Annotated in this window: 18 protein-coding genes, 5 tRNA genes, 1 rRNA gene and 6 pseudogenes; 14 read left to right on the top strand and 16 right to left on the bottom strand. The window is 49.0% G+C overall.

Going from position 1 to position 20389, the window contains the following annotated elements; genetic code table 11:
• Positions 1-18 precede the first annotated feature (18 nt).
• Both ETC02_RS13345 and ETC02_RS13340 read left to right on the top strand, forming a co-directional pair.
• Positions 19-435 (top strand): annotated as a pseudogene (locus ETC02_RS13345) (RpnC/YadD family protein); the annotation flags it as partial.
• 215 nt (positions 436-650) lie between these two features.
• On the top strand, positions 651-1505 hold the full coding sequence (locus ETC02_RS13340; protein WP_150825470.1) for an RNA-guided endonuclease InsQ/TnpB family protein: 855 nt from the start codon (positions 651-653) through the stop codon (positions 1503-1505).
• 165 nt (positions 1506-1670) lie between these two features.
• On the opposite strand, the gene ETC02_RS13335 is transcribed toward ETC02_RS13340, so the two are convergent.
• The 3 genes from ETC02_RS13335 to ETC02_RS13325 all read right to left on the bottom strand — a co-directional run bounded on the left by ETC02_RS13335 (position 1671) and on the right by ETC02_RS13325 (position 3732).
• On the bottom strand, positions 1671-2075 hold the full coding sequence (locus tag ETC02_RS13335) for a hypothetical protein (RefSeq protein ID WP_033017209.1): 405 nt from the start codon (positions 2073-2075) through the stop codon (positions 1671-1673).
• Between the two features lie 13 nt (positions 2076-2088).
• The gene (gene glsA, locus ETC02_RS13330; RefSeq protein ID WP_050367422.1) at positions 2089-3018 is read right to left on the bottom strand and encodes a glutaminase A; all 930 of its coding nucleotides are present in this window, start codon (positions 3016-3018) and stop codon (positions 2089-2091) included.
• Positions 3019-3156: 138 nt separating this feature from the next.
• Positions 3157-3732 carry a Uma2 family endonuclease gene (locus ETC02_RS13325; RefSeq protein ID WP_050367423.1) on the bottom strand — a complete coding sequence of 192 codons (576 nt, stop codon included), beginning with the start codon at positions 3730-3732 and terminating at the stop codon, positions 3157-3159.
• A gap of 135 nt (positions 3733-3867) precedes the next feature.
• Between ETC02_RS13325 and ETC02_RS13320 the strand changes: the two genes are divergently transcribed.
• The 3 genes from ETC02_RS13320 (at position 3868) to ETC02_RS13310 (ending at position 4765) form a co-directional block, all read left to right on the top strand.
• Positions 3868-4329 (top strand): Uma2 family endonuclease, encoded by a 462-nt coding sequence (locus tag ETC02_RS13320; protein WP_050367424.1) that lies wholly within the window; start codon positions 3868-3870, stop codon positions 4327-4329.
• 7 nt (positions 4330-4336) lie between these two features.
• Entirely contained in the window at positions 4337-4537 is a 201-nt protein-coding gene (locus ETC02_RS13315; RefSeq protein ID WP_033005085.1) for an MBL fold metallo-hydrolase, read from the top strand.
• A gap of 154 nt (positions 4538-4691) precedes the next feature.
• Positions 4692-4765 (top strand) — tRNA-Pro (locus ETC02_RS13310).
• 78 nt (positions 4766-4843) lie between these two features.
• Here ETC02_RS13310 and bioF read toward each other — a convergent pair.
• On the bottom strand, positions 4844-6016 hold the full coding sequence (gene bioF, locus ETC02_RS13305; RefSeq protein WP_050367425.1) for an 8-amino-7-oxononanoate synthase: 1173 nt from the start codon (positions 6014-6016) through the stop codon (positions 4844-4846).
• 206 nt (positions 6017-6222) lie between these two features.
• Between bioF and ETC02_RS13300 the strand changes: the two genes are divergently transcribed.
• Positions 6223-6405 (top strand): small acid-soluble spore protein H, encoded by a 183-nt coding sequence (locus ETC02_RS13300; RefSeq protein ID WP_044743730.1) that lies wholly within the window; start codon positions 6223-6225, stop codon positions 6403-6405.
• Here ETC02_RS13300 and ETC02_RS13295 read toward each other — a convergent pair.
• The 5 genes from ETC02_RS13295 to ETC02_RS13275 form a co-directional block, all read right to left on the bottom strand.
• A complete protein-coding gene (locus tag ETC02_RS13295; protein WP_049624781.1) occupies positions 6388-6591 on the bottom strand; it encodes a hypothetical protein in 204 nt (67 codons plus the stop codon). The genes ETC02_RS13300 and ETC02_RS13295 overlap by 18 nt on opposite strands.
• A gap of 89 nt (positions 6592-6680) precedes the next feature.
• On the bottom strand, positions 6681-7328 hold the full coding sequence (locus ETC02_RS13290; RefSeq protein WP_050367426.1) for an SdpI family protein: 648 nt from the start codon (positions 7326-7328) through the stop codon (positions 6681-6683).
• Positions 7315-7599 (bottom strand): autorepressor SdpR family transcription factor, encoded by a 285-nt coding sequence (locus tag ETC02_RS13285; RefSeq protein WP_015375228.1) that lies wholly within the window; start codon positions 7597-7599, stop codon positions 7315-7317. The genes ETC02_RS13290 and ETC02_RS13285 overlap by 14 nt, the downstream gene beginning before the upstream one ends.
• Before the next feature lie 474 nt (positions 7600-8073).
• Positions 8074-8433: an AMP-binding enzyme gene (locus ETC02_RS13280; RefSeq protein WP_044743725.1), complete on the bottom strand. Its 360-nt coding sequence runs from the start codon at positions 8431-8433 to the stop codon at positions 8074-8076.
• A gap of 252 nt (positions 8434-8685) precedes the next feature.
• Entirely contained in the window at positions 8686-9201 is a 516-nt protein-coding gene (locus tag ETC02_RS13275; protein ID WP_044743724.1) for a DoxX family protein, read from the bottom strand.
• A 359-nt stretch (positions 9202-9560) separates the two neighbouring features.
• Here ETC02_RS13275 and ETC02_RS13270 point away from each other — a divergent pair.
• Positions 9561-9941: pseudogene (locus tag ETC02_RS13270) on the top strand (diguanylate cyclase); the annotation flags it as partial.
• A 122-nt stretch (positions 9942-10063) separates the two neighbouring features.
• Here ETC02_RS13270 and ETC02_RS13265 read toward each other — a convergent pair.
• A pseudogene (locus ETC02_RS13265) lies at positions 10064-10576 on the bottom strand (sodium:solute symporter family transporter); the annotation flags it as partial.
• 158 nt (positions 10577-10734) lie between these two features.
• Here ETC02_RS13265 and ETC02_RS13260 point away from each other — a divergent pair.
• Positions 10735-11976 (top strand): aminopeptidase, encoded by a 1242-nt coding sequence (locus ETC02_RS13260; protein WP_050367428.1) that lies wholly within the window; start codon positions 10735-10737, stop codon positions 11974-11976.
• Positions 11977-12196: 220 nt separating this feature from the next.
• Here the strand turns inward: ETC02_RS13260 and ETC02_RS13255 are convergent, their stop codons facing one another.
• A complete protein-coding gene (locus ETC02_RS13255) occupies positions 12197-14977 on the bottom strand; it encodes a tetratricopeptide repeat protein (protein WP_050367430.1) in 2781 nt (926 codons plus the stop codon).
• A 544-nt stretch (positions 14978-15521) separates the two neighbouring features.
• On the opposite strand from ETC02_RS13255, the gene ETC02_RS13250 reads away from it, so the two are divergent.
• The 6 genes and pseudogenes from ETC02_RS13250 to ETC02_RS17755 all read left to right on the top strand — a co-directional run.
• Positions 15522-15947 (top strand): MerR family transcriptional regulator, encoded by a 426-nt coding sequence (locus ETC02_RS13250; RefSeq protein ID WP_171698336.1) that lies wholly within the window; start codon positions 15522-15524, stop codon positions 15945-15947.
• A gap of 26 nt (positions 15948-15973) precedes the next feature.
• Positions 15974-16933, top strand: a complete 960-nt coding sequence (locus ETC02_RS13245; RefSeq protein ID WP_050367432.1) for a sporulation protein — start codon at positions 15974-15976, stop codon at positions 16931-16933.
• Between the two features lie 29 nt (positions 16934-16962).
• Positions 16963-17109: pseudogene (locus ETC02_RS13240) on the top strand (zinc metallopeptidase); the annotation flags it as partial.
• 83 nt (positions 17110-17192) lie between these two features.
• Positions 17193-18518, top strand: coding sequence for a hemolysin family protein (locus ETC02_RS13235; protein ID WP_047758641.1), 1326 nt, complete (start codon positions 17193-17195; stop codon positions 18516-18518).
• Between the two features lie 234 nt (positions 18519-18752).
• Positions 18753-19001 (top strand): annotated as a pseudogene (locus ETC02_RS13230) (transposase); the annotation flags it as partial.
• Between the two features lie 50 nt (positions 19002-19051).
• Positions 19052-19192 (top strand): annotated as a pseudogene (locus tag ETC02_RS17755) (site-specific integrase); the annotation flags it as partial.
• 422 nt (positions 19193-19614) lie between these two features.
• Here ETC02_RS17755 and ETC02_RS13225 read toward each other — a convergent pair.
• From ETC02_RS13225 to ETC02_RS13205, 5 genes are all read right to left on the bottom strand, one after another.
• Positions 19615-19691: transfer RNA gene (locus ETC02_RS13225), tRNA-Arg, on the bottom strand.
• Between the two features lie 187 nt (positions 19692-19878).
• Positions 19879-19949, bottom strand: a tRNA-Gly gene (locus ETC02_RS13220).
• 96 nt (positions 19950-20045) lie between these two features.
• Positions 20046-20119, bottom strand: a tRNA-Arg gene (locus ETC02_RS13215).
• A 9-nt stretch (positions 20120-20128) separates the two neighbouring features.
• A tRNA-Gly gene (locus ETC02_RS13210) sits at positions 20129-20200 on the bottom strand.
• A 56-nt stretch (positions 20201-20256) separates the two neighbouring features.
• Positions 20257-20389, bottom strand: a 23S ribosomal RNA gene (locus ETC02_RS13205); the annotation flags it as partial.

Here is a 20389-nt window from a genome sequence, read left to right as displayed (position 1 = left end):
GCCAATACAAAACAGAATCTTGGCAAAATGGGGTATACTGAAAGTGAGAAAGTCGAGTTGAAAAAAGAGTGTTTGCGCATGTTGGCGAGATTGGAGCTGGATAAAGCGAGGCAGCGGCTCTTGTTGGGCTTTTTTGAAACGTATGTGAAGCTGTCGGAGGAGGAAGAGCAACAACTGCAAAGAGAGGTGAAGGCGATGGAAACGAAAGAAAGAGAAAAAGTGTTGGAGCTGATCATTTCCTATGAGCAAAAGGGAAGGAAAGCGGGATGGGAAGAAGGGATGAAACGTGGGCTTCAACAAGGGATCAAGCAAGGAATGAAACAAGGAATGAAGCAACTGATCCGTAACATGGCGCGCAAAGGAATGACGGAGAAAGACATTGCTCAGTTGGTGGATCTTCCAGTGGAAGATGTTCGGGCATTGCTTGAAGAATAGGAAAATAAATAGTGATGTGAGGAGAACTCCATGGAAATTAGAAAACCAAACGATTTGGAATACAAAAAGATTTTATCTTAATTAGGCGAGAAGACTCCCACTTCAACGAAGCGAAGCGGAGTAAGTGGGAGATGAATCGCCTTAACTATATTTTGCTGAAAATAGGATAGATTCAGTAAAATATAGTATAATATAGTTAGATGGGAGGTGAAAAAATGTATTTTTGTATCAAACAACAGCTAAATGGTTTGACCAAAGAAGAATACTTGACTCTTCGAGAACTGTGCCATATTGCCAAGAACATGTACAACGTCGGATTGTACAATGTCAGACAATACTATTTTGAACACAAGGAATTTCTTAATTATGAGAAAAATTATCATCTTGCCAAAACTAACGAAAACTATAAGCTGTTAAACAGCAACATGGCACAGCAAATTTTAAAAAAGGTCAATGAAGCCTTTAAATCTTTCTTTGGTTTGATCAGTCTTGCCAAACAAGGAAAATATGACCACAAGGCTATCAGTATTCCAAAATATCTTAAAAAAGATGGCTTTCATTCACTGATCATTGGCCAGATTCGTATAGACGGCAACAAATTCACGATACCGTATTCTCGCCTATTTAAAAAGACTCACAAGCCTATCACGATAACGATTCCGCCTGTGTTGCTGGACAAAAAGATTAAGCAGATTGAAATCATTCCTAAGCATCATGCCAGGTTCTTTGAGATTCAGTACAAATATGAAATGCCTGAAGATCAAAGAGAATTAAACGACCAAAAAGCACTGGCAATTGATTTAGGATTAAACAATCTTGCCACTTGTGTCACATCAGACGGCAGATCATTCATCATTGATGGGCGGAGATTAAAAAGTATAAATCAATGGTTTAACAAAGAAAATGCCAGACTTCAAAGCATAAAAGATAAGCAAAAAATCAAAGGCACCACTCGTAAACAGGATGTCAATGGCGCATTAAACATCTTAAAGAAAAGTAAAGCTGTAGACCTGAGTGTCTTATGCTCTAGCGGCGAAGTGGACACGCCTCAAAGAATAAGGATTGCTTGAAGCAGTCAAACTTCTTTGGAAGCCCCCACTTCAAATTTTCGCTAGAAAATTAAGTGGGGGTAGTTCACAAATATTCCGCTGCCGCTCAGTTTAATCCACCATTATTTGGCCACGGACTGCCATATCAACAAAAAATCCTGGACTCTCCCGTCCAGGACCGTTCCCTCACACCTCCACCGTCTTCCCTTCCTCGACGATATGATAAAGCAAATGCGCCAGGTGGTGGATCGGTCCGTATTCCTCTTCGCCGTCTTCTGTCATTTCTTCTTCGTCGGCGAATTCAAGGTCGTTCAAATACAGCGCCATAAATTCGTAAAAGTCTTTCAGCTCAAAGCTGTAGCACGCGCTCGGGTCTTCGCTGTCTTCTTCGTATTGAAGCATTAAATACGATACGTTGCCTTCGTTGTCCTCAGCGTCGAAAAAGACGAAATAGCCGATATTGGTGTCAAGGTCAAACAAATGCCGCGTCCCGCCTTCGGTCGCCTTGTCAAAATCCTCTTGGCTCAACTTGCCGACGTTCATCGCTTCGACGTCGTCTTCGCGGTGAAACTGGACCGTAAATGTTTTCATCGTGATTTCCTCCTTAGAAAATGCTTAATGAATACGTTTTTGACAGCCGCTCGAGCAGTTTCACCCCGGTCACGCTGTTCCCTTTATCATCGAGAGCCGGGCCGAAAATACCGATGCCGCACCGGCCCGGGACGGCGGCGAGAATGCCGCCTGAAACGCCGCTTTTCGCCGGGATGCCGACTTTGATGGCAAATTCGCCGGATGCGTTGTACATGCCGCACGTGACCATAAATGTTTTGCAAATGCGGGCGACATCAAGCGGCATGATCGGCTCGCCCGAATGCGGGTCGCGCCCGTCAAGCGCGAACACCAAGCCGATGCGCGCCAGGTCGATGCACGTCATTTCAATGGCGCACTGCTTCGTGTACAAATCCATCAGCTCTTCGACATCTTCGTCAATGATACGATGCTGCTTGAGAAAATAGCAAAGCGAACGGTTCAAAAACGCGGTTTCAAATTCGGAGCGGGCCACTTCCTCCGAATACGCGATCTGTTCGTTGCCCGCGAGGCGGCGGACGAACGCCAAGAGCCGCTCAAGCCGCTCTTCGACCGATCGGCCGCGGATCATATGCGTCACCGCCAGCGCCCCCGCGTTGATCATCGGATTGAGCGGTTTGGCCGGCTGCACTTCTTCGAGCTTCGCGATCGAGTTGAACGGATCGCCTGTCGGCTCCATGCCGACTTTCCGGAACACCTCGTCTTCGCCGCGGTCGATTAAGACAAAGGCAAGCGCGATGATTTTCGAGATGCTTTGCAGCGTCACTTTCACCGTCACATCTCCGGCGCTCGCCACCTTGCCGTCCGGGGTGTATACAGCGATCGACAGTTCATTCGGATCGGCCTTGCCCAGGGCGGGAATGTAATCGGCTACTTTTCCATAGCGGGCGTACTGTTTCGCTTCTTCGACAAAGCGGACCAATTCTTCTTGACTGTACACAGGCATCACCGATCGTTAGTATCGCCTGTTTTTTCCTTTTCTATGCCCAAATGTGGCAAACAACCACCTCTTACCCCCCGCGAAATGGATCCGTCCCAGCAAACGAACAAGGGGAGCATGCGGTTTGAACAGCAGCCGTTTTTCTTATTCTTCTTCGGCAAATACGTTTTTTAATTCGATCGCCAGTTCAGGAAACAGGCGAACGGGAATCGTATCATCGCGGACATACATCCCTTGATGGCGGAATCTCCCTTCTTCGAGCACATAGACATCAATCGTCTCATTCACCGGATCGACAATCCAATATTCTTTCACCCCTGCCCGCTCGTAACGGTGAAATTTGACAATTTTGTCCTTGCGCACCGTCGATTTTGAAATAATCTCCACAACAAGATCCGGCACGCCGACAATTCGTTTTTCGCGAATTTTGCTTTTGTCGCAGACAACGACAAGATCCGGCTCAACCCATTCGCGAATTTGTTCCGGATCATCCCGATCCGCCAAACAAACATCGATCGGAGCGCCAAATACGGTGCATGTTTTCCCACGCAAATAGGCCGCAAATTCCACCAGCAATTCACGCTGCACGGCCTGATGTTTCGGCGTCGGAGCTGGGGACATGTTGAAGACTTGGCCATCAATAACCTCATAGCGTACATCTTCGTCAAGCATCATATATTGCGCATAAGTAAACGGCTGCCCTTTTTCCGGCGCTGGCATGAAAACGGCCTCCTTTCCTCTTTTCTTTTTAGTATACTTGAATACCGCCTGGCAACCTAGCGTTTTCTTTTTCTCCACAACCCGTTGTAGGCAAGGGAGACCGGTTTCAAGTATAATGAAAAAGAGGTGAGGAGCATGCAAGAAGCCATCAACATGTCCCCGTCCCCGTCATGGGAACATCAAATCGTTTGCGACAATCTTGTTTCCATGATCAAAGGAAAAAGCCCATGTCAACCGATTTCAAACTTGTCCGTGAAACTCGAAAAGAACGGAAACGTGATGAACGAGTTTATCCAGCCGGATGTCGCTGTCTATTGCGAACGGCCTGAAAAAATCATCGGCGGCTATAAGGGGCGGCCGCTCATTGTCATCGAAGTTGTCAGCCCGTCAACCTACAAAATCGATGTGACGCTGAAAAAAGATTTGTACTGCGCCTACGGAGTGGAAGAATACTGGATCGTTGACCCATACAACAAAACGATCCGTCAGTGCACACTCGAACATGATCGATACGCCGAGACGATCATCGCCTGCGGAGAAACGTTCGATTCTGTGATCGGAACGATGGACACTGCGCTCGTGTTTCAAGGTGTTTAACCGCCTGTTGATCGCCGGCGACGCCCTCTCCACCGAAGCCGGGCGACTATGGGCGGAATTCGGCGGCACACCTGATATGGGCGAAGCCATGCACTCTGTCCGAAAATTGCTTGAATTTGATATCGAGACGGCCATCTGTTACCACGGTGAAGCATGCCGCGGCGATATTCGCGAACAATTGGAGCGAATTGTTTCATCGATGGCATAACCTCATTCGGCGGCACAGCCCTGACAGACGAAGCCTTCTTTTTTGTTAACATCGGGGATGCCGACAACGGCATCCTTTTCTGATTTCCTGAAAAATTAGCCATTGATCTTATCCCGTTTTTCTTGTATAATGAAGTATGTCTGACAAACCATTTCGGGATGTAGCTCAGCTTGGTAGAGCACACGCATGGGGTGCGTGGGGTCGCAGGTTCAAATCCTGTCATCCCGATCGAAGAAAACCAGCCGAAAAAAACGTTCGGCTGGTTTTTTCTTTTCTGGCGTTCCATCGTTATGATGCAGCTTCTTCCTATGAAATCAGCCCCATCCGCTTCCCCGCCAAAGCGATGCAGTCAACGGCCATCTCCATGTCTTCTTCCGTCATCGCCGCGGTGACGGAAAAGCGAATGCGCGCCGTTCCCTCAGGGACGGTTGGCGGCCGGATGGCGATTGCGGCAAGGCCCGCTTCCTGCAGCAACTCGCTCATCGCCACAGCCTGGTCGTTCGGGCCGACGATCACCGGAACGATCGGCGTCTCGCTGCCGCCGGTGTCAAACCCAAGCTGTTTCAGTTTCGTGCGGAACTGTTCGCTTAAGGCGTGCAGCCGCTGGCGCCGCTCCGGCTCGGATTGAACGATATGAATAGCCGCTTCATTGGCGGCAAGGACCGATGGCGGCAAGGCGGTCGTAAAAATGAAGCTGCGGGCGCTGTTGATCAAATACTCAATCAGCCACGGCTCTCCTGTTACATACGCGCCGAAGCTGCCGAGCGCTTTGCTGAAGGTGCCGATGGCGAGCACATCCTCTTCCTTCTCAAGCCCGAAATGGTGAAGCAGCCCTTCGCCGTTCGGTCCGAACACACCGCCGCTGTGCGCTTCGTCGACAATCAATATCGCGCGGTAGCGCCGTTTCAACTCGACAAGCTCCGGTAGCGGCGCCCAATCGCCGTCCATGCTGAAAACGGCATCGGTGACGATCCATTTCCGCTTACCGGGCGGAGATTGCTTCAACAATGACTCCAGCTGATTCATGTCGTTATGACGATAGCGGAAACAAGCGGCTTTGCTCAAGCGGATGCCATCAATCAAGCTCGCATGGTTCAACTTATCGCTAAAGACAAGATCATCTCGGCCAATTAACGCTGTCAACACGCCGATGTTGGCCGTGTAGCCGCTGTTGAAAATAAGCGCCGCTTCTGCCTTTTTCCATTGTTTCAATGCGGCTTCCGCCCGCTCATAGAGCGGGTGATTCCCAACGATGAGCCGCGATGCGCCCGCTCCAGCCCCGTAGGTTCGCATCGCCTCACAGCCCGCCTCAATCAGCCGCCTATCATCCGCTAACCCTAAATAATTATTGGACGCTAAATTCAACATCGGCTTTCCGTCCAACATGACCGAAGCGCCTGACGCCTCTGCCCGGCGCAGCTGGCGCTTTTGCGCTTTTTGTTCCCATTCGAGCAGTTGGGCGGTTAGTTCGGTTTTCATCCCCATCCCCCTTATATGTAAACTATTTATAAAAAATAGTTTACATTAAAACGTGTGAATCGGCTAGGAAAAGATGGTCGGTTTTGTTTATTGATTATTTAGCACATTGTTTTGGAAATTATTCTTTCCGATCTCAGCCACATGCATAGTTCAATCGCACACCTGTCATACTATGCGTGTTATCGGCAAATAAGGAGGTGTTTCAGATGGATGTCCGTCGGGCGCAAGAAATCGCGTCGTCGCCAGTGATGGCAAACGTCACGTACAACGGCCAGCGCATTTACATTGAGCATGTCGACCAACAAAAAGGCGTAGCCACGATCCACCCGCTTGACAACCCGAATCAAAAACAAAGCGTGCCGGTCGCCAGCTTAGAAGAGCATGCTTAACCGCAAAAAAGCGAGAGAAAGGAATCGCCCTTTCTCCCGCTTTTTGATTGAATCGGCCGTCAGCTCTTCCCGCTCTTTGTAGGCCTCTTGCACCGTTTGTTCCTTCATCGCTGTCCGGCCTGCCGTCCGTGTGTCGGCGGCGCGGGCCGGATGCCCGGCGCGTTGGTTGTCCGGTTTCCGTTTCATCGCCCTCCCCTCCTTCATCCCTAGCATGCCCCGAATGAGACGGGTTTACGATAGCGAAGGGGAAAGAGAGCATTCTCGCCTCAAACTATTTATGAACGGTTGCGCTGTTCTTGCTGCTCATAAAGAAACGATTGAACGATGAGATACAAATTGCCGACAACGATGATGACGAGAAACAAAACAGCCCTCATCTCCCCGCGCCAAAACGCGGTGAGCATCGACAAAATCCCCATCGCGATAAACACCTTGCCGCCAAGGCGGTGCGTTTTGTTCCAAACGGCCTCGCTTTCCAACGTCCACGGCGTGCGGATGCCGATAAAATAATTCGGTTTGATTTTCGGCATGTAGTTTCCCAACACGATGAACAGCACTCCAACACCAACTGGCACAAGCCGTCCAATATCGACCGGAACTCCGAGATTGTACGCCAACGTTACAATATGCAAAAGCAAGAAAAAGCAGGCAAGCGCCGCGTTGACAATACGATAGCTTTTTTGAAAGCGGCTGTAACTTTCTTTTTTCGGGTCAAACTTCGGCAGCACTCCCATCAATATGATGAGAAATGTCATCAATAAGGGTGGAAGGAAGGCACCCAACCATTTGTTGCTGAAGCCGTCGGCTTCACCCGCTGCGTTCCAGTGAATGGCCACTTGATCCGGCAAATAAGGAATGACAGCCAGACTGATGACATAGGCGAAAACTGTAAGCATGATCGCAAGCCGATTACTCTTCCACATGTTTCTCTCCCCTTTCGACAAAATCGTAAAACCAGCGCAGCAAATCTTGAAACACCGTCGTGTTCAGAGAGTAGTAGATATGCTGTCCCTCACGCCGGTCTTGCACCAAATCAGCCTGTTTGAGAATTTTCAAGTGATGCGAGACGCTCGGTTTTTGCATATCAAAATGCGAAGCGATCTCCCCTGCTGTCAACTCCCCGTTCCGCAACAAGGATAAAATTTTCCGGCGCGTCGGGTCGGCGATCGCTTTAAACGCTTCGTTGAATGACAATGGCGATCCCACCCTGCAAACGAGTTTTCGTTGGATGAACCGCTAAAGGGGCATCTTTCGTTTATCACAGCTTCGCGTGCGGCGCATGCAACCGATTTTTCATGCCGGTCTATAGTTAGACATTTAGGAAATTATCTAAATACGGACAAAAACATTCGATATTTAGACATCTTTCTAATTAAAGAATATTCCATTTCCATTGGATTGTCAATGTATGTTCCGACTTTTCATATCTCACATGCGATGGGCGGCTGCTCCCCCTCCATGGAAGAGAAATAGCCAAGCACAGCCCCCTCCACCACTGGCAGAGAGGGATTTCCCATTAGCTTCCATTAAAACCCCGTCGGCCAAGCGGCGAGCAGCCGCTCGCTTTTTTCGCCATCAGTTCGTCTGTTAATTGCCGCAAATTCTCCATCGTGATCCCCCTTTTCCAGAAAAAGGCGGGGCGGCCCGCGCCAAAACCCCGCCGCGATGTTATTCCCTCGGAAGCAGCTTTCGCAATACTTTGCCTGACGGCGTCGCCGGCAGTTCATCGATGAACTCGATATAGCGCGGATACTTGAACGCCGCCATATGCGCTTTCGCCCATTCGATCAACTCAGACGGCGCCACCTTTCCTTTTTCCACCCCTTTTTCCCCCAAATAGCGGGCAAAACGGTGAACGTGATCGAGCAAGGTTCCCCACGTGATCACCTTGTTATAGAAAATGTACGCCGGCTCGTTTTCCTCGCGTTCGCCGCGATGGCGCAAATAGCCATAGAGCGGCTGTTCGCCGAGCTCATAGCGGAGTTCCTTCGGCAGCCCGCTCGGCCAGTATGGGCGTGTTTCATTCATTCGTTTCACCATCCCTTATAAAAAATACTGAATGGTTAGTATGTTACCTTACAGAAAACGCTTTCAAACACTTGTTCACGTCTCCTGCTTCATCCATATGCATATCATTTCGCCGTCATTCGTCAATTTCCTTTCTCGAACAGCCAACCATTTTCTTCGACGCAGCAAACGACCACCCCCTTCCACGTTGGAGAAGGAGCGGCCGTTCGGAAAAGGAGGAAGCCTGAAGCAGAGCATGCGGCTTGGTGACGGTCATTGATGCGCTGCGGCCGGTCGGTGTGGACGATGCGTTTTATCCCTCCACCAGTGGCGGAGATATGGCAGCACCCAATGATCCAAGCCGTATCGTCCCGCATTGGCCCCGGCGACGAGGAGAAAGACGGTAAGAAGCACCATTTGCGGGTTCGTGCTCGTCGTGCCTGAGAACATGAAGGCGAAGTTCATCACAGCTCCCATGAGGGCGGCAAACGTCGTAAACAATCCGAGAATGAGCGCAATCCCGACGAGAAATTCACCCCATGGCACAAGAACGTTGAACAATCCGACATTCGGCAACGCCACGTGTTCGATAAACGCCGCCCACCAGCTTTGCACGGCCGGATGTTCCCCAGCGGCTTTCGCCAACGCTCCTTTTAAAAATCCGGTGGCGTCAAACCCTTGCGTGATTTTTTCCCACCCTGCCGTCATCCATTCATATCCTAAATACAAGCGGAATACGACCATCAACACCGATGCCGTGACGTGTTCGCGCATCCATTTGACAACCATCGTGTTTCTCCCCTTTCGTTTTGGAAGATGTTCCTTACACTTTTATCTTAATCGTTTTTTCGCCTGGCGGCGCAGAGTTGCTCACTATTTCACAATATCTTCAAAAAGTTATGACGGAATGATGAATGCAAGATTCGTTTCATCGCAGTAGGCCTTTCCTCACAGGAAAAAGGATTGGCGTCTTGCCTCTCATACCGGAAAATAAAATAAACAATGTTAGAGAAAAGGAACGATTCAATGGAGGGGAAAAGAAAGAACATGCTACTAAGACAAATGGATCACTTGTACGAGCAAATTGTCGAACATACGAGCCAAGGGGTTATGGTGACTGATGCCGACGCCCGCATTCGTTCAAACGGTTCAACGACACGTACGGCCATCAATGCGGGGACGACTGTTTGCGCAAAGTCGCCTTGCCGCTTGAACAAACAGCCAAGCAATACGGCGGGACGGCAGCGCGCTATGGGGGTGAGGAATTTGCCGTCATTTTGCCGCACACTTCGCCGTCCGAAGCAGCGGCTGCCGCTGAGGCGGTGCGGGCAAACGTCGAGCGGCTCGCCATTCCGCACGGTTCCTCGCCCGCTGCTTGTGTCGTCACAGTCAGCGTCGGAGCCGCCGTCGCCGTCCCGCAACCAAACGAGAGCGCGGAAACCGTTCTTTCCCTTGCCGATCAGGCGCTTTATCGAGCCAAACAAAACGGGCGCAACCGGATGGAAATCGCCTGTCCCGCTCGTGGATGAACCTCCTCCTTTTCTCAAAAGAAGCGAGATATCGTCAAGCGTTCAGTGCAGATACGCAACAATCAGAAAGGGTGCCCCGCTTCTTTCGGGACACCCTCATGTTCATGTACTGACGTTATCGGTTACATCGTCCGTTGCCGGTTAGGGAACAACAGGCTAAACAGCACCCCGGCCGCCAGCGCAATGGCAAATGTCGTAAACCGCGAGCTAACGATGGCCTCAAGCGGAGAAGAAATCCAAATGACCGTGCTGACAAAACCGGCCACAATCGTCGCGATGACGCCGATGCCGGAATACCGCTTCCAGAAGAAAGAGAGCAAAATCGCCGGCGACAACGTGCAGCCGATCCCTGCCCATGCCCAGCTGACAATAAAATACACAAGCGACTCGGATGTCATCGCCAACACCAAGCCAAGCAGCCCGGCAACGACCACCACCGCCCGAGAAAGCGCGACAAGCTGTTTTTCCGACAGGCGAAGGCGCAAAGAACGGCGCGCAATGTCTTCGCTGATGGCGCTCGTGATCACCAGCAGCTGTGAATCGGCCGTTGTCACGATGGCGGCCAAAATGCCCGACAAAAGCACTCCCGCGAGCCACGGCGGCAATAAATCGAGCGCCATGTGCGGCAACAGCGTTATGTGTCAACCCATCCTGTTATTCCAACATGAGGCGCGGCCTACATCGGAACGTTTCGCTCTCGTCCGGACAGCGTCCACATGTAAAGTTCCCTAAGTTGCAAGGCGGTGGGAATTATAATAAAGTGGAGATGAATCCAAAAAAAGGAGTGAACAAGATGAACCGTTGGGAGAAGGAATTGGACAAATACGCCGAACTGGCGGTGAAAGTCGGGGTGAACATTCAGCCCGGGCAGACGCTGTTCGTCAACGCCCCGCTCGAAGCGGCGCCGCTCGTCCGCAAAATCGCCAAAACGGCGTACGAAACCGGGGCAAAGCATGTGTATGTCGAGTGGAACGACGAGGCGCTTACATACATTAAATTTCACCACGCCCCAGAGGAAGCGTTTTCCGAATATCCGATGTGGCGGGCAAGAGCGATGGAAGAACTCGCCGAACAAGGCGCTGCCTTTTTATCCATTTACGCCCCGAATCCGGACTTGTTAAAAGACGTCGATCCAAAGCGGATCGCGACCGCCAATAAAACAGCGGCGCAAGCGCTCGCCAACTACCGGAGCGCCATTATGGCCGACCGGAACTGCTGGTCGCTCATTTCCGTCCCCACACCGGCGTGGGCGCAAAAAGTATTTGGCGATCTGCGCGATGAAGAAGCCATCGACAAATTATGGGAAGCGATTTTCCGCATCACCCGCATCGACCAAGACGATCCGATCGCTGCCTGGCGCGAACATAACGACCGGCTCGCCCGCATCGTCGATTACTTAAACAACAAGCAATACAAACAACTCGTTTATGAAGCGCCAGGCACCAATCTCACGGTCGAGCTCGTCGACGGGCACGTCTGGCACGGCGGCGCGGCGACGAGTCAAAGCGGCGTGCGCTTCAATCCGAACATCCCGACCGAAGAAGTGTTTACCATGCCGCATAAAGACGGCGTCAACGGCACAGTGCGCAACACGAAGCCGCTCAATTACAACGGCAACGTGATCGATCGGTTTACGCTCACGTTCAAAGACGGGCAAGTCGTCGACTTCAGCGCCGAACAAGGATATGAGACGCTTAAGCACTTGCTTGACACCGATGACGGCGCGCGCCGCCTCGGGGAAGTCGCCCTCGTGCCGCACCGATCGCCGGTGTCGCTGTCCAATCTCATTTTTTACAACACGCTGTTTGATGAAAACGCCGCTTGCCATTTGGCGCTCGGCAAGGCGTATCCGACCAATATCGAAAACGGCGCCTCTCTTTCCAAAGAGGAGCTTGACCGCCGCGGCGTCAACGACAGCCTCGTCCACGTCGACTTTATGATCGGCTCAGCTGATCTGAACATTGACGGCGTGACGAAAGACGGGAAGCGCGAGCCGATTTTCCGCAGCGGCAACTGGGCGTTTGAGCTGCAATAACCCTCCATTCCACAGTTGCTCGGGCAAGAAAACAAGGCTGTTGCCAAAAGCGGGGCGAGCCCCTTTTGTCAACAGCCTTTTTCCATATTTCCCTCGCATCGACCGGGGGATGGCCGTTTTGGCGCAGTTTTCGTTCTTTTTTCGTCAAACGGATCACATACGCAGGCCCTGCGGTGAAAAGTCCGTTTGAGCCCGCCCAACACCGGCAATCAGCCGATGGTTACACGTGAATCGTCGCCGCAGCCGCCTGCGCCAGCTGTTCGCATTGCCGCAAACGAATGCCAAAGAGCACGAGCGGGTCGCGGTACGCCTCAGGGTTTTTGCGCATATGTTTGAGCTCGCCTTCCTGGGCAGCGATCTCCAGCTCCAGCCGTTTCAACGTTTCATCGAGCGCCGTCAATGGCGCATGGAAAAATTGAGTGACATCACGCTCAAGCGATTTGGCAAACCATTCAAACGGCAGCAACAACTGCTGGATGATCGCCTCCACCACCTCAGCGTAATCTTGCGTCTGGATCAACTGCTTATACTTTTGCGCCAGCATCGCCTTATTTTGCGCGAAGGCGCCGAGCAGTTTGCCCGCTCCTTTCAACAGCAGCTGACCCGGCGTCCGGCGGAGGAAAATGTTCAGCTTCTCGATTTGCACCCCGCTCGTCAACCGGCTGATGTCACGCCGCCAGTCAGCCACAATGCGAAAATCGCATTCGAGCTTGAGCCGTTCCTGGCCGAACATGGCGTTAAACCCTTCGCCTATTTCATGCAAAAACACCTGGCATTCATTGAATTCGTCCTCCGCCGCTGCAATCCACTGTTCCATAGCAACTCGCAGCTTTGGCAACACCTCTTCGTTGAGATAAGCGCGAAGCCGTTCATTCGCTTTGTCGTTCAGCTCAAGAGGCAAGCGGGAAAAATCGCTGTTTTCGCCCACCAGCTCCGCCATGTTGCGCAACAGATCGGGAATCGCCTTTGTCAGCTCACCCCGCATGTCCGCCAAGACGGTGTGGAACGACTTGGCCACTTTGGCCGTTTTCTCCTCTTGCAGGTCGCCAAGCTGATGAATGGCGCCGCTCAGTTTGGCCGCCATTTCTTTTTTCCATACGACCAGCTCCGCCAATCGACTTTCCGCCTCGGCCCGCTGCCGGAACAAATGAGCGATGAACCGGCCGGTCGTCGTTAAAATCGCTTCCTCGCGGCGGACAGAAGACACGCATCGGCGCATCTCCTCCAGCAAGCCGATGAGGGCTTGCTGCTGCTTGCGGCTTGGCGCATGCGGCGAATAGACCATGACATTGGCTTCCGGAACGATCGTACGAACGTGCGCTTCCACTTCCTCCACCATTCGCGCCGTCTCCTCTTCATCCACCATCCCGTCGCCCGGAGGAAGCAGCACGTACATCGGCACATGCGGCGCCCGCTCATGAAGCCGCAGCAACAGCTGCTCATCAGCGCTGGAAAGCGGATCCTCGCCGTTCAGAAGAAAAAGAACGCTGTCAGCGAGCGAAAACGATACGAACGCTTCATGGTCGAATGAAGCGCGCCCGCCGAGCGGCCCGATATCCAGCAAGACAATCCCTTGCGGCACGAGTGAGAACGGAGCCGCACATTCAATGACAACATCATCAGGAAATCGGTTGGCGCGTCCTCCCGCCGCCTGTTGAAATTCATCAATGCTCGAGAAAACGGTAAACTGATCATCGCTGATTTTCGCCACTTCCAGCTCCCCGCCGTTTCTCCATGCCAGCACCGGCGCAGATGGCGCCGCCAACGCCGCCTCGCCGACCAACGTCCGCAAAAACGCCAACCGTTCATGGCGCGACGCTCCAGCGACCAAAACGCAATGCGTCCGCGAATCGGACAACTGCCGCACGACCCAGCGGAAGCGGAAGTGCGAACCCGCCCGCTGTTCTTCCGCCCAATCGGCTATTTCGTCAAACAGCGACACACCCGTCTCCCGAACGGGCCGTTTCGCATGAACGAGCCGCTTAGCGGCGTCGTTGATCGTCTCTTCTTGAAACGCCTCAGGAAATTTCTCGCTCCACGCCAACAAGGCAGCCGCCGCTGCCGCTGCCTCCGGACCGTCGGCTAAACTCATCCAGCTTTTCACAAGCGGCGGCGCCACTTCCACCAACTCTTTTAATCGGTACGGACCTTTCATCAATCCCGCATACGCATCCGCTAAAAGAACAGGGATTCTCTTCCAGTCATAGTCGCGGCGGATCTCTAATTCCTCATAGAGACGATTCCACTCCGCCAGCCACGAAAAATAAAGGTCGCCATCTCGATACCCGTTCCATAGCGCCTGCACGAGCCGCTCAAATTTCACCCGATCCGTTTCGTACAACAGCGCCAGGCAACGTGAAAACCGCTCAGGCGCCATCACTCTCGCATGCCCTTGTTCCACATAACCGATCAAGATGTCCGCCCAGCGGCGCGCCGATGTCCGCAACGTCTCTCCTAACGCAAGCTCAACGGCGCTTTCCCAATCACCTTGCTCCTCGAAAAAGGCGCGCGCCCATTCGGTCATATTCGGATAATCCGGATACCGCGACACCCCGCGCTTAATCATATCATCCGCTTTCGCGTTTTCCCCCAACTCACGGTAGAGCGAAAACAGACGCAACATGATTTCTGCCTGCAACGTTTCGCTGTCCGTCTCAATCGAACGGTACAGCTCCTCGGCCAGCTCGAGACGGCCAAGCTCATAGTAGCTGTCGGCGATGTTTTTTTGCGCCCACGGGCGCAAATCATCGCGCTGGACTTGTTCCCATTTAAAAATGGCCGCTTCATAATCGCGGCGGTGGAAATACACTTCCCCTTGGGCAAAGCGAATCGACGACAAATCCGCGCCATCCCGATGCGCCGCGAAAAACATCTCGCCAAGCGCGCGGACAACGTCGCGTTCCCCCGCCTCGACAAGCGTCTCATAAAATGTTTTATGAACAAGTTGCTGTTCAAACCCCATGTCGATCACCTGACTCGTATATTTGCCATGCATGTTCATTGTATGGCACGTTTTCGAATTTTATTTCTATCCTATACATTTTAACAAACTTTCGCCGCCATGAACGTTTCAATTTGTTTTCATTTGCAAGACAAAAAGCTTCTGCGGTTGCGGTAAACGGGGAATTCGAATTCAGACCCAAACGAAACTGCCTGCCTCCTATTGAGTTCAGAAAACAGACAGCATAGGTGTTTTTTTCTGTGTCCCAAATAAGCGTGATCTTATAATAAAATAAAGTTACTGTAGATGAGCATTTTTCATTACAATAATCTCCATGTCCTTGGGTGAATGGGTTTTGAGCACATCTACTTTACTCAAGGAGTCGGGTTCATGTCTCCTTTTTTGTTTGGTTGTAAATTTATGTTAGCCAATTTGCTCATCTACAGTTTTATTCATGAATCCAAAATCAAAATATATTCGTATGTAGTGATTAAAACGAATTTGAAACAAAAATCAACAGTATAACGTTTGACTGTACAGTTTTTTTAAGAATATAATCTAATTAGCATTACGAAAAATATTAGGGAGTGAGTTCATTGGGAAGTTGTTTAAAATTGGTGAACTTGCAGAATTAGCTGGCGTTTCGAAACGAACCATTGATTATTATACACAATTAGGGTTGCTAGAACCTGTCCGCTCCGAAACAAATTATCGCTATTATCCCGAAGAAAGTATCGAACGTTTACGGTTAATCGATGCATTAAAAAAACAGCATTTAACTCTGGAGGAAATCAAAGAGCGATTGCAGATTATCCAAAATCAACCAGATGCTGCGGATGAAATTGTAGATAAAATTGAGCACCTTCAAGAAGAAATGAAACATATTCAAGAAGAACTGTTGGAATTAAAACCGTTACTCAAACAATTAAATGAGCAACAGATCAAGCTGATGGCAAAACCATTGGCCCAACAAGGTTATACTTTGCTACAAACATTAGCGATATTGCTTGGAGAAAATCCTTTTATTTAATAATAAATGTTAGGAGAGATGAAAGAATGTTTAGAAAATTTTTATCGAAGCTGGGGATTGGTTCTGCGAATATCAACCTTATGCTGCATCATTCCCAAGTACGATTGGGAGAGACCATTAGCGGTGAATTTTTCATTGAAGGAGGAACAGTAGAACAGCATATCAACAAAATTGATGTAGAACTTCGTTTAACATTAAACAAAAACGGGCAATCGCAAACAAAAACAGTGGCAACGATTCCAGTAGCTTCTGCCTTTGTCATTCAGGCTGGCGAGAAAAAAGTATTGCCTTTTGCATATGAATTGCCAAAAACTCTTCCAGTGTCAAGACACGGTATTCATTACACGTTTGTTACCCGTCTTGATATTGCAGGCGGTGTAGATCATTTGGATGAAGATGCAGTACAAATTCTTCCACCATTGCCTTTAGAAAAAATCTTCATTGCTTTTGAAAAGCTAGGCTTCCGGGAAAAGGCAACTTCAGGATCACTAAAACCGTATGGCCAAGAATTCGAACTGTTTCCAACGGAACAATTTAGAGAAGTTGTTCAAGAAGTTGAGTTTTTTGCATTTTTAGAAGAAGAGGGAGTTCGTCTGCTTCTTGAAGTAGATGTACATGCAGGAGCCTTTGGTTTGCAGGAAAAAGAGTTAAAACGGGAAATCTTTTTCGCACATACAGAATTAACCGATGTAAGCATACTAGCTGACAAACTTCGCGAAATGATTCAAGAAATGATCGAGCAGCCGTATCAATATACAGCATCATCTTACATGACTCATTATTCCCATACTCCTCATTTGCATGGACACGGACATGGCATGATGGGAGCGATTGGCGGTTTTGCTGCAGGAATGTTTGCAGGAATGTTGGTGGAAGAACTCGTAGATGATGCCATCGAGGAAGCACTAGGCTTTGATGAGGAAGCTGAAGAAGGGGAAGAAGGATTTTTTGACGATTTCTTTGGTGGAGAAGATGAAGAATTTTAATACCAATAGTAGTGTAAGGGGAGAATGTAATGTTATTTCATCCAATGGACATTCTCATCTTTTTAGCATTCGGACTGTCACTTTGGGCACAATTTAAAGTAAAAGGTACATTTAATCAATGGACGGAAGTCCGTGCTAATTCGTCTCTTACTGGAGCTGAGGTAGCACGAAAGATAAGAGTAACGTAATAAATTAAAGGTATAGCCAAATTAACAGGAGGTGGATTCTCTAGCTGTTTGCATACAGCTAGAGAGCTTAATTGGAGATAGTTAATTTACTGATGGTTGGTGTTTTAATTGCTTTAACGGCATTCTTTGTTGCATCCGAATTTGCCATTGTTAAAGTACGCAGTACACGCATTGATCAACTGATAGCTGAAGGAAATCGAAACGCTAGGGCTGCCAAAAGAGTCATCTCTAATTTGGATGAATATTTATCAGCTTGCCAGCTTGGTATCACCATTACCGCATTAGGGCTTGGTTGGCTTGGTGAACCAACGGTGGAGCATTTGCTTCACCCTGTATTTGAACGAATAAATTTAAATGAGTCTGTGGCGTCTTTCCTTTCTTTTGCGATTGCATTTGCAACGATTACCTTTTTGCATGTGGTCGTTGGAGAGCTGGCTCCGAAAACATTGGCAATTCAAAAAGCAGAAACCATTACACTGTTATGTTCAAGACCTTTAATCTTTTTCTACAAAATAATGTATCCGTTTATTTGGGCATTAAACGGCTCTGCTCGCGTCATTACCGGATTATTTGGGTTAAAACCAGCATCCGAACATGAAGTGGCCCATTCAGAGGAAGAATTGCGCTTGATTTTATCTGAAAGTTATAAAAGTGGAGAAATTAATCAGTCGGAATATAAATACGTAAACAATATTTTTGAGTTTGACAATCGGATTGCCAAAGAAATCATGGTACCGCGTACAGAAATTGTCGCACTAGATAAAAACCGTTCCATTGCGGAACATTTTGAAACGATAAAGCAAGAAAAATATACGCGCTATCCTGTTATAGACGGAGATAAAGACCATATCGTTGGTATGGTAAACATAAAAGAAATATTAACGGATTGTATTCAAAATCCAAAGGCCACTGAAAAGAAGTTAGATGATTATATCCGCCCAATCATACAAGTAATCGAATCCATCCCGATTCATGACTTGCTCGTCAAAATGCAGCGTGAACGAGTTCATATGGCGATTTTAGTAGATGAATACGGCGGAACGGCTGGACTTGTAACAGTTGAGGATATATTAGAGGAAATTGTCGGTGAGATTCAAGATGAGTTTGATATTGACGAAGTTCCGATGATTCGCAAAGTGAATGAACATACCACCATTGTTGATGGAAAAGTATTGATTGAAGATATAAATGACTTGCTTGGAACGGATATCGATGATACGGATGTTGATACGATTGGTGGTTGGATTTTAACAGAAAAATTTGATATTCAACAAGGCGACACTCTTTCCTACGGCGATTATGAATTTAAGGTATTAAAAATGGAAGGGCGCCATGTCCAATTGGTCGAAATCACGAAACGTGCAAAAAACCTTCACTTACCGTACAGGAAGCAATAACAAAATAGCAGTTAAGAAATGAAAGAAAGGATGTCCCAAAAGTGACTGCTTTTGGGACACCCTTTCTAATTCTAATACTCTAATATGGATAGATGCCCATATAACAATTGCCTAACAGACCGCTGATGTGTATCTTATTATCACACGTTAATAGTGCTTACTCTAACTAATCGTGTTTTTGGGTTTTTTGTTCTTCGTCGTCAATAATCCCATTAGCTCTTACAGGAACATCATTTTCAAGTGAGCATGTCGAGACGTGGAAACTGTTACGACAACGCTTGTATCGAGTCATTTCATAGCCTCATCAAGAAAGAGTGTATTTATCTGAATCGATTCCGCATGCGAAAAGAAGCGAAACAAGCCATTTTTGAGTACATCGAATGCTTCTACAACCGTAAAAGAAGTCATTCCGCCCTTGGCTATGTATCGCCATGTGAATTGGAGGCTGCTTACTACGCTAATCAGAGAAAAGTAGCTGCCTAAGTTCAGCTATTTCTCTCTGTTTAATGTGTCCGTTTTCTTGACATAACACCATCAAATACGTTTCTCGTCGTCTTGGACATAAAGATATTGTAACCACGCTGCAAACGTACTCTCATATTTTAGATGAGATGGAGCAAAAAGAGTCTCGGCAAGTTGACCTTGCAATGGAGGAGCTGTATCATGCCAAATAGCCGTGCAAAATTCGTGCAAAATTTTTTCGGATTCTATCGTTTTTTTCGGGATTCCCAAAAAATGAAAAATGACCGCAAACGCGGTCATATCAAGGGTTTCAGCACTGTTAACCCGAACCGATCGTATGTAAGTGGCGTCCCAGGAGAGACTCGAACTCCCGACCGACGGCTTAGGGCCGGTGCCCCTTCCTCTACAAGCTTACTCGAAGAAGCCCGATGCGTCGGGGCAACTCGCAGTTGTTTCAAAGAAGCTATTGCTCGTTGCTCGATCCTCCTGAGCTGCTGGGACATCATCAATAGAACACTCCCATATCCCTTGCTGTCTGCTCCCTAGCCAAATAAAAAATTCCCCTCTCGCACATAGACTTAGCGATCAGGGAACTTCGTTCCAGCGCCTTTTGCGCGTTCTTTTTGTATGGAAATGGCGTCCCAGGAGAGACTCGAACTCCCGACCGACGGCTTAGAAGGCCGCTGCTCTATCCTACTGAGCTACTGGGACACAATCCATTAGGAAACTCCAATATCCTCGCTGTCCCTTCCTCTACAAGCTTACTCGAAGAAGCCCGATGCGTCGGGGCAACTCATAGTTGTTCCAAAGAAGCTATTGCTCGTTGCTCGATCCTGCCAAGTTGCTGGAGCATCATCAACAGAGCATACTCCACAATATTCACGATAAAATAAAGGAAAGCGGGTGATGGGAATCGAACCCACGACTTCAGCTTGGGAAGCTGAGGTTTTACCATTAAACTACACCCGCATAATCCATATCAGTGAACTTGTCGTAAAAATGATTGCAATAAAAATATAATGGCAAATCGTTTTTTTGTCAATATCTTTTTTAAAGATAATGAAACGCGCTCGAGAGGATTCGAACCCCTAACCTTCTGATCCGTAGTCAGATGCTCTATCCAATTGAGCTACGAGCGCATATTGGGAAGCGGAAGACGGGACTCGAACCCGCGACCCCCACCTTGGCAAGGTGGTGTTCTACCACTGAACTACTTCCGCATCATGAGAAGAATTCATTCCTTCAAAACTAGATAACCGTCGGAAGAAGCCGCTTATAGGTCAAGCCCTCGATCGATTAGTATCCGTCAGCTCCACGTGTCGCCACGCTTCCACCTCGGACCTATCGACCTCGTCATCTTCGAGGGATCTTACCCGCCTGACGCGGTGGGAAATCTCATCTTGAGGGGG

Origin of the sequence: Geobacillus sp. DSP4a, from assembly GCF_013096875.1 — a bacterium.
GTDB lineage: Bacteria > Bacillota > Bacilli > Bacillales > Anoxybacillaceae > Geobacillus > Geobacillus thermophilus.
This window is presented reverse-complemented; position numbering and strand designations above follow the sequence as displayed.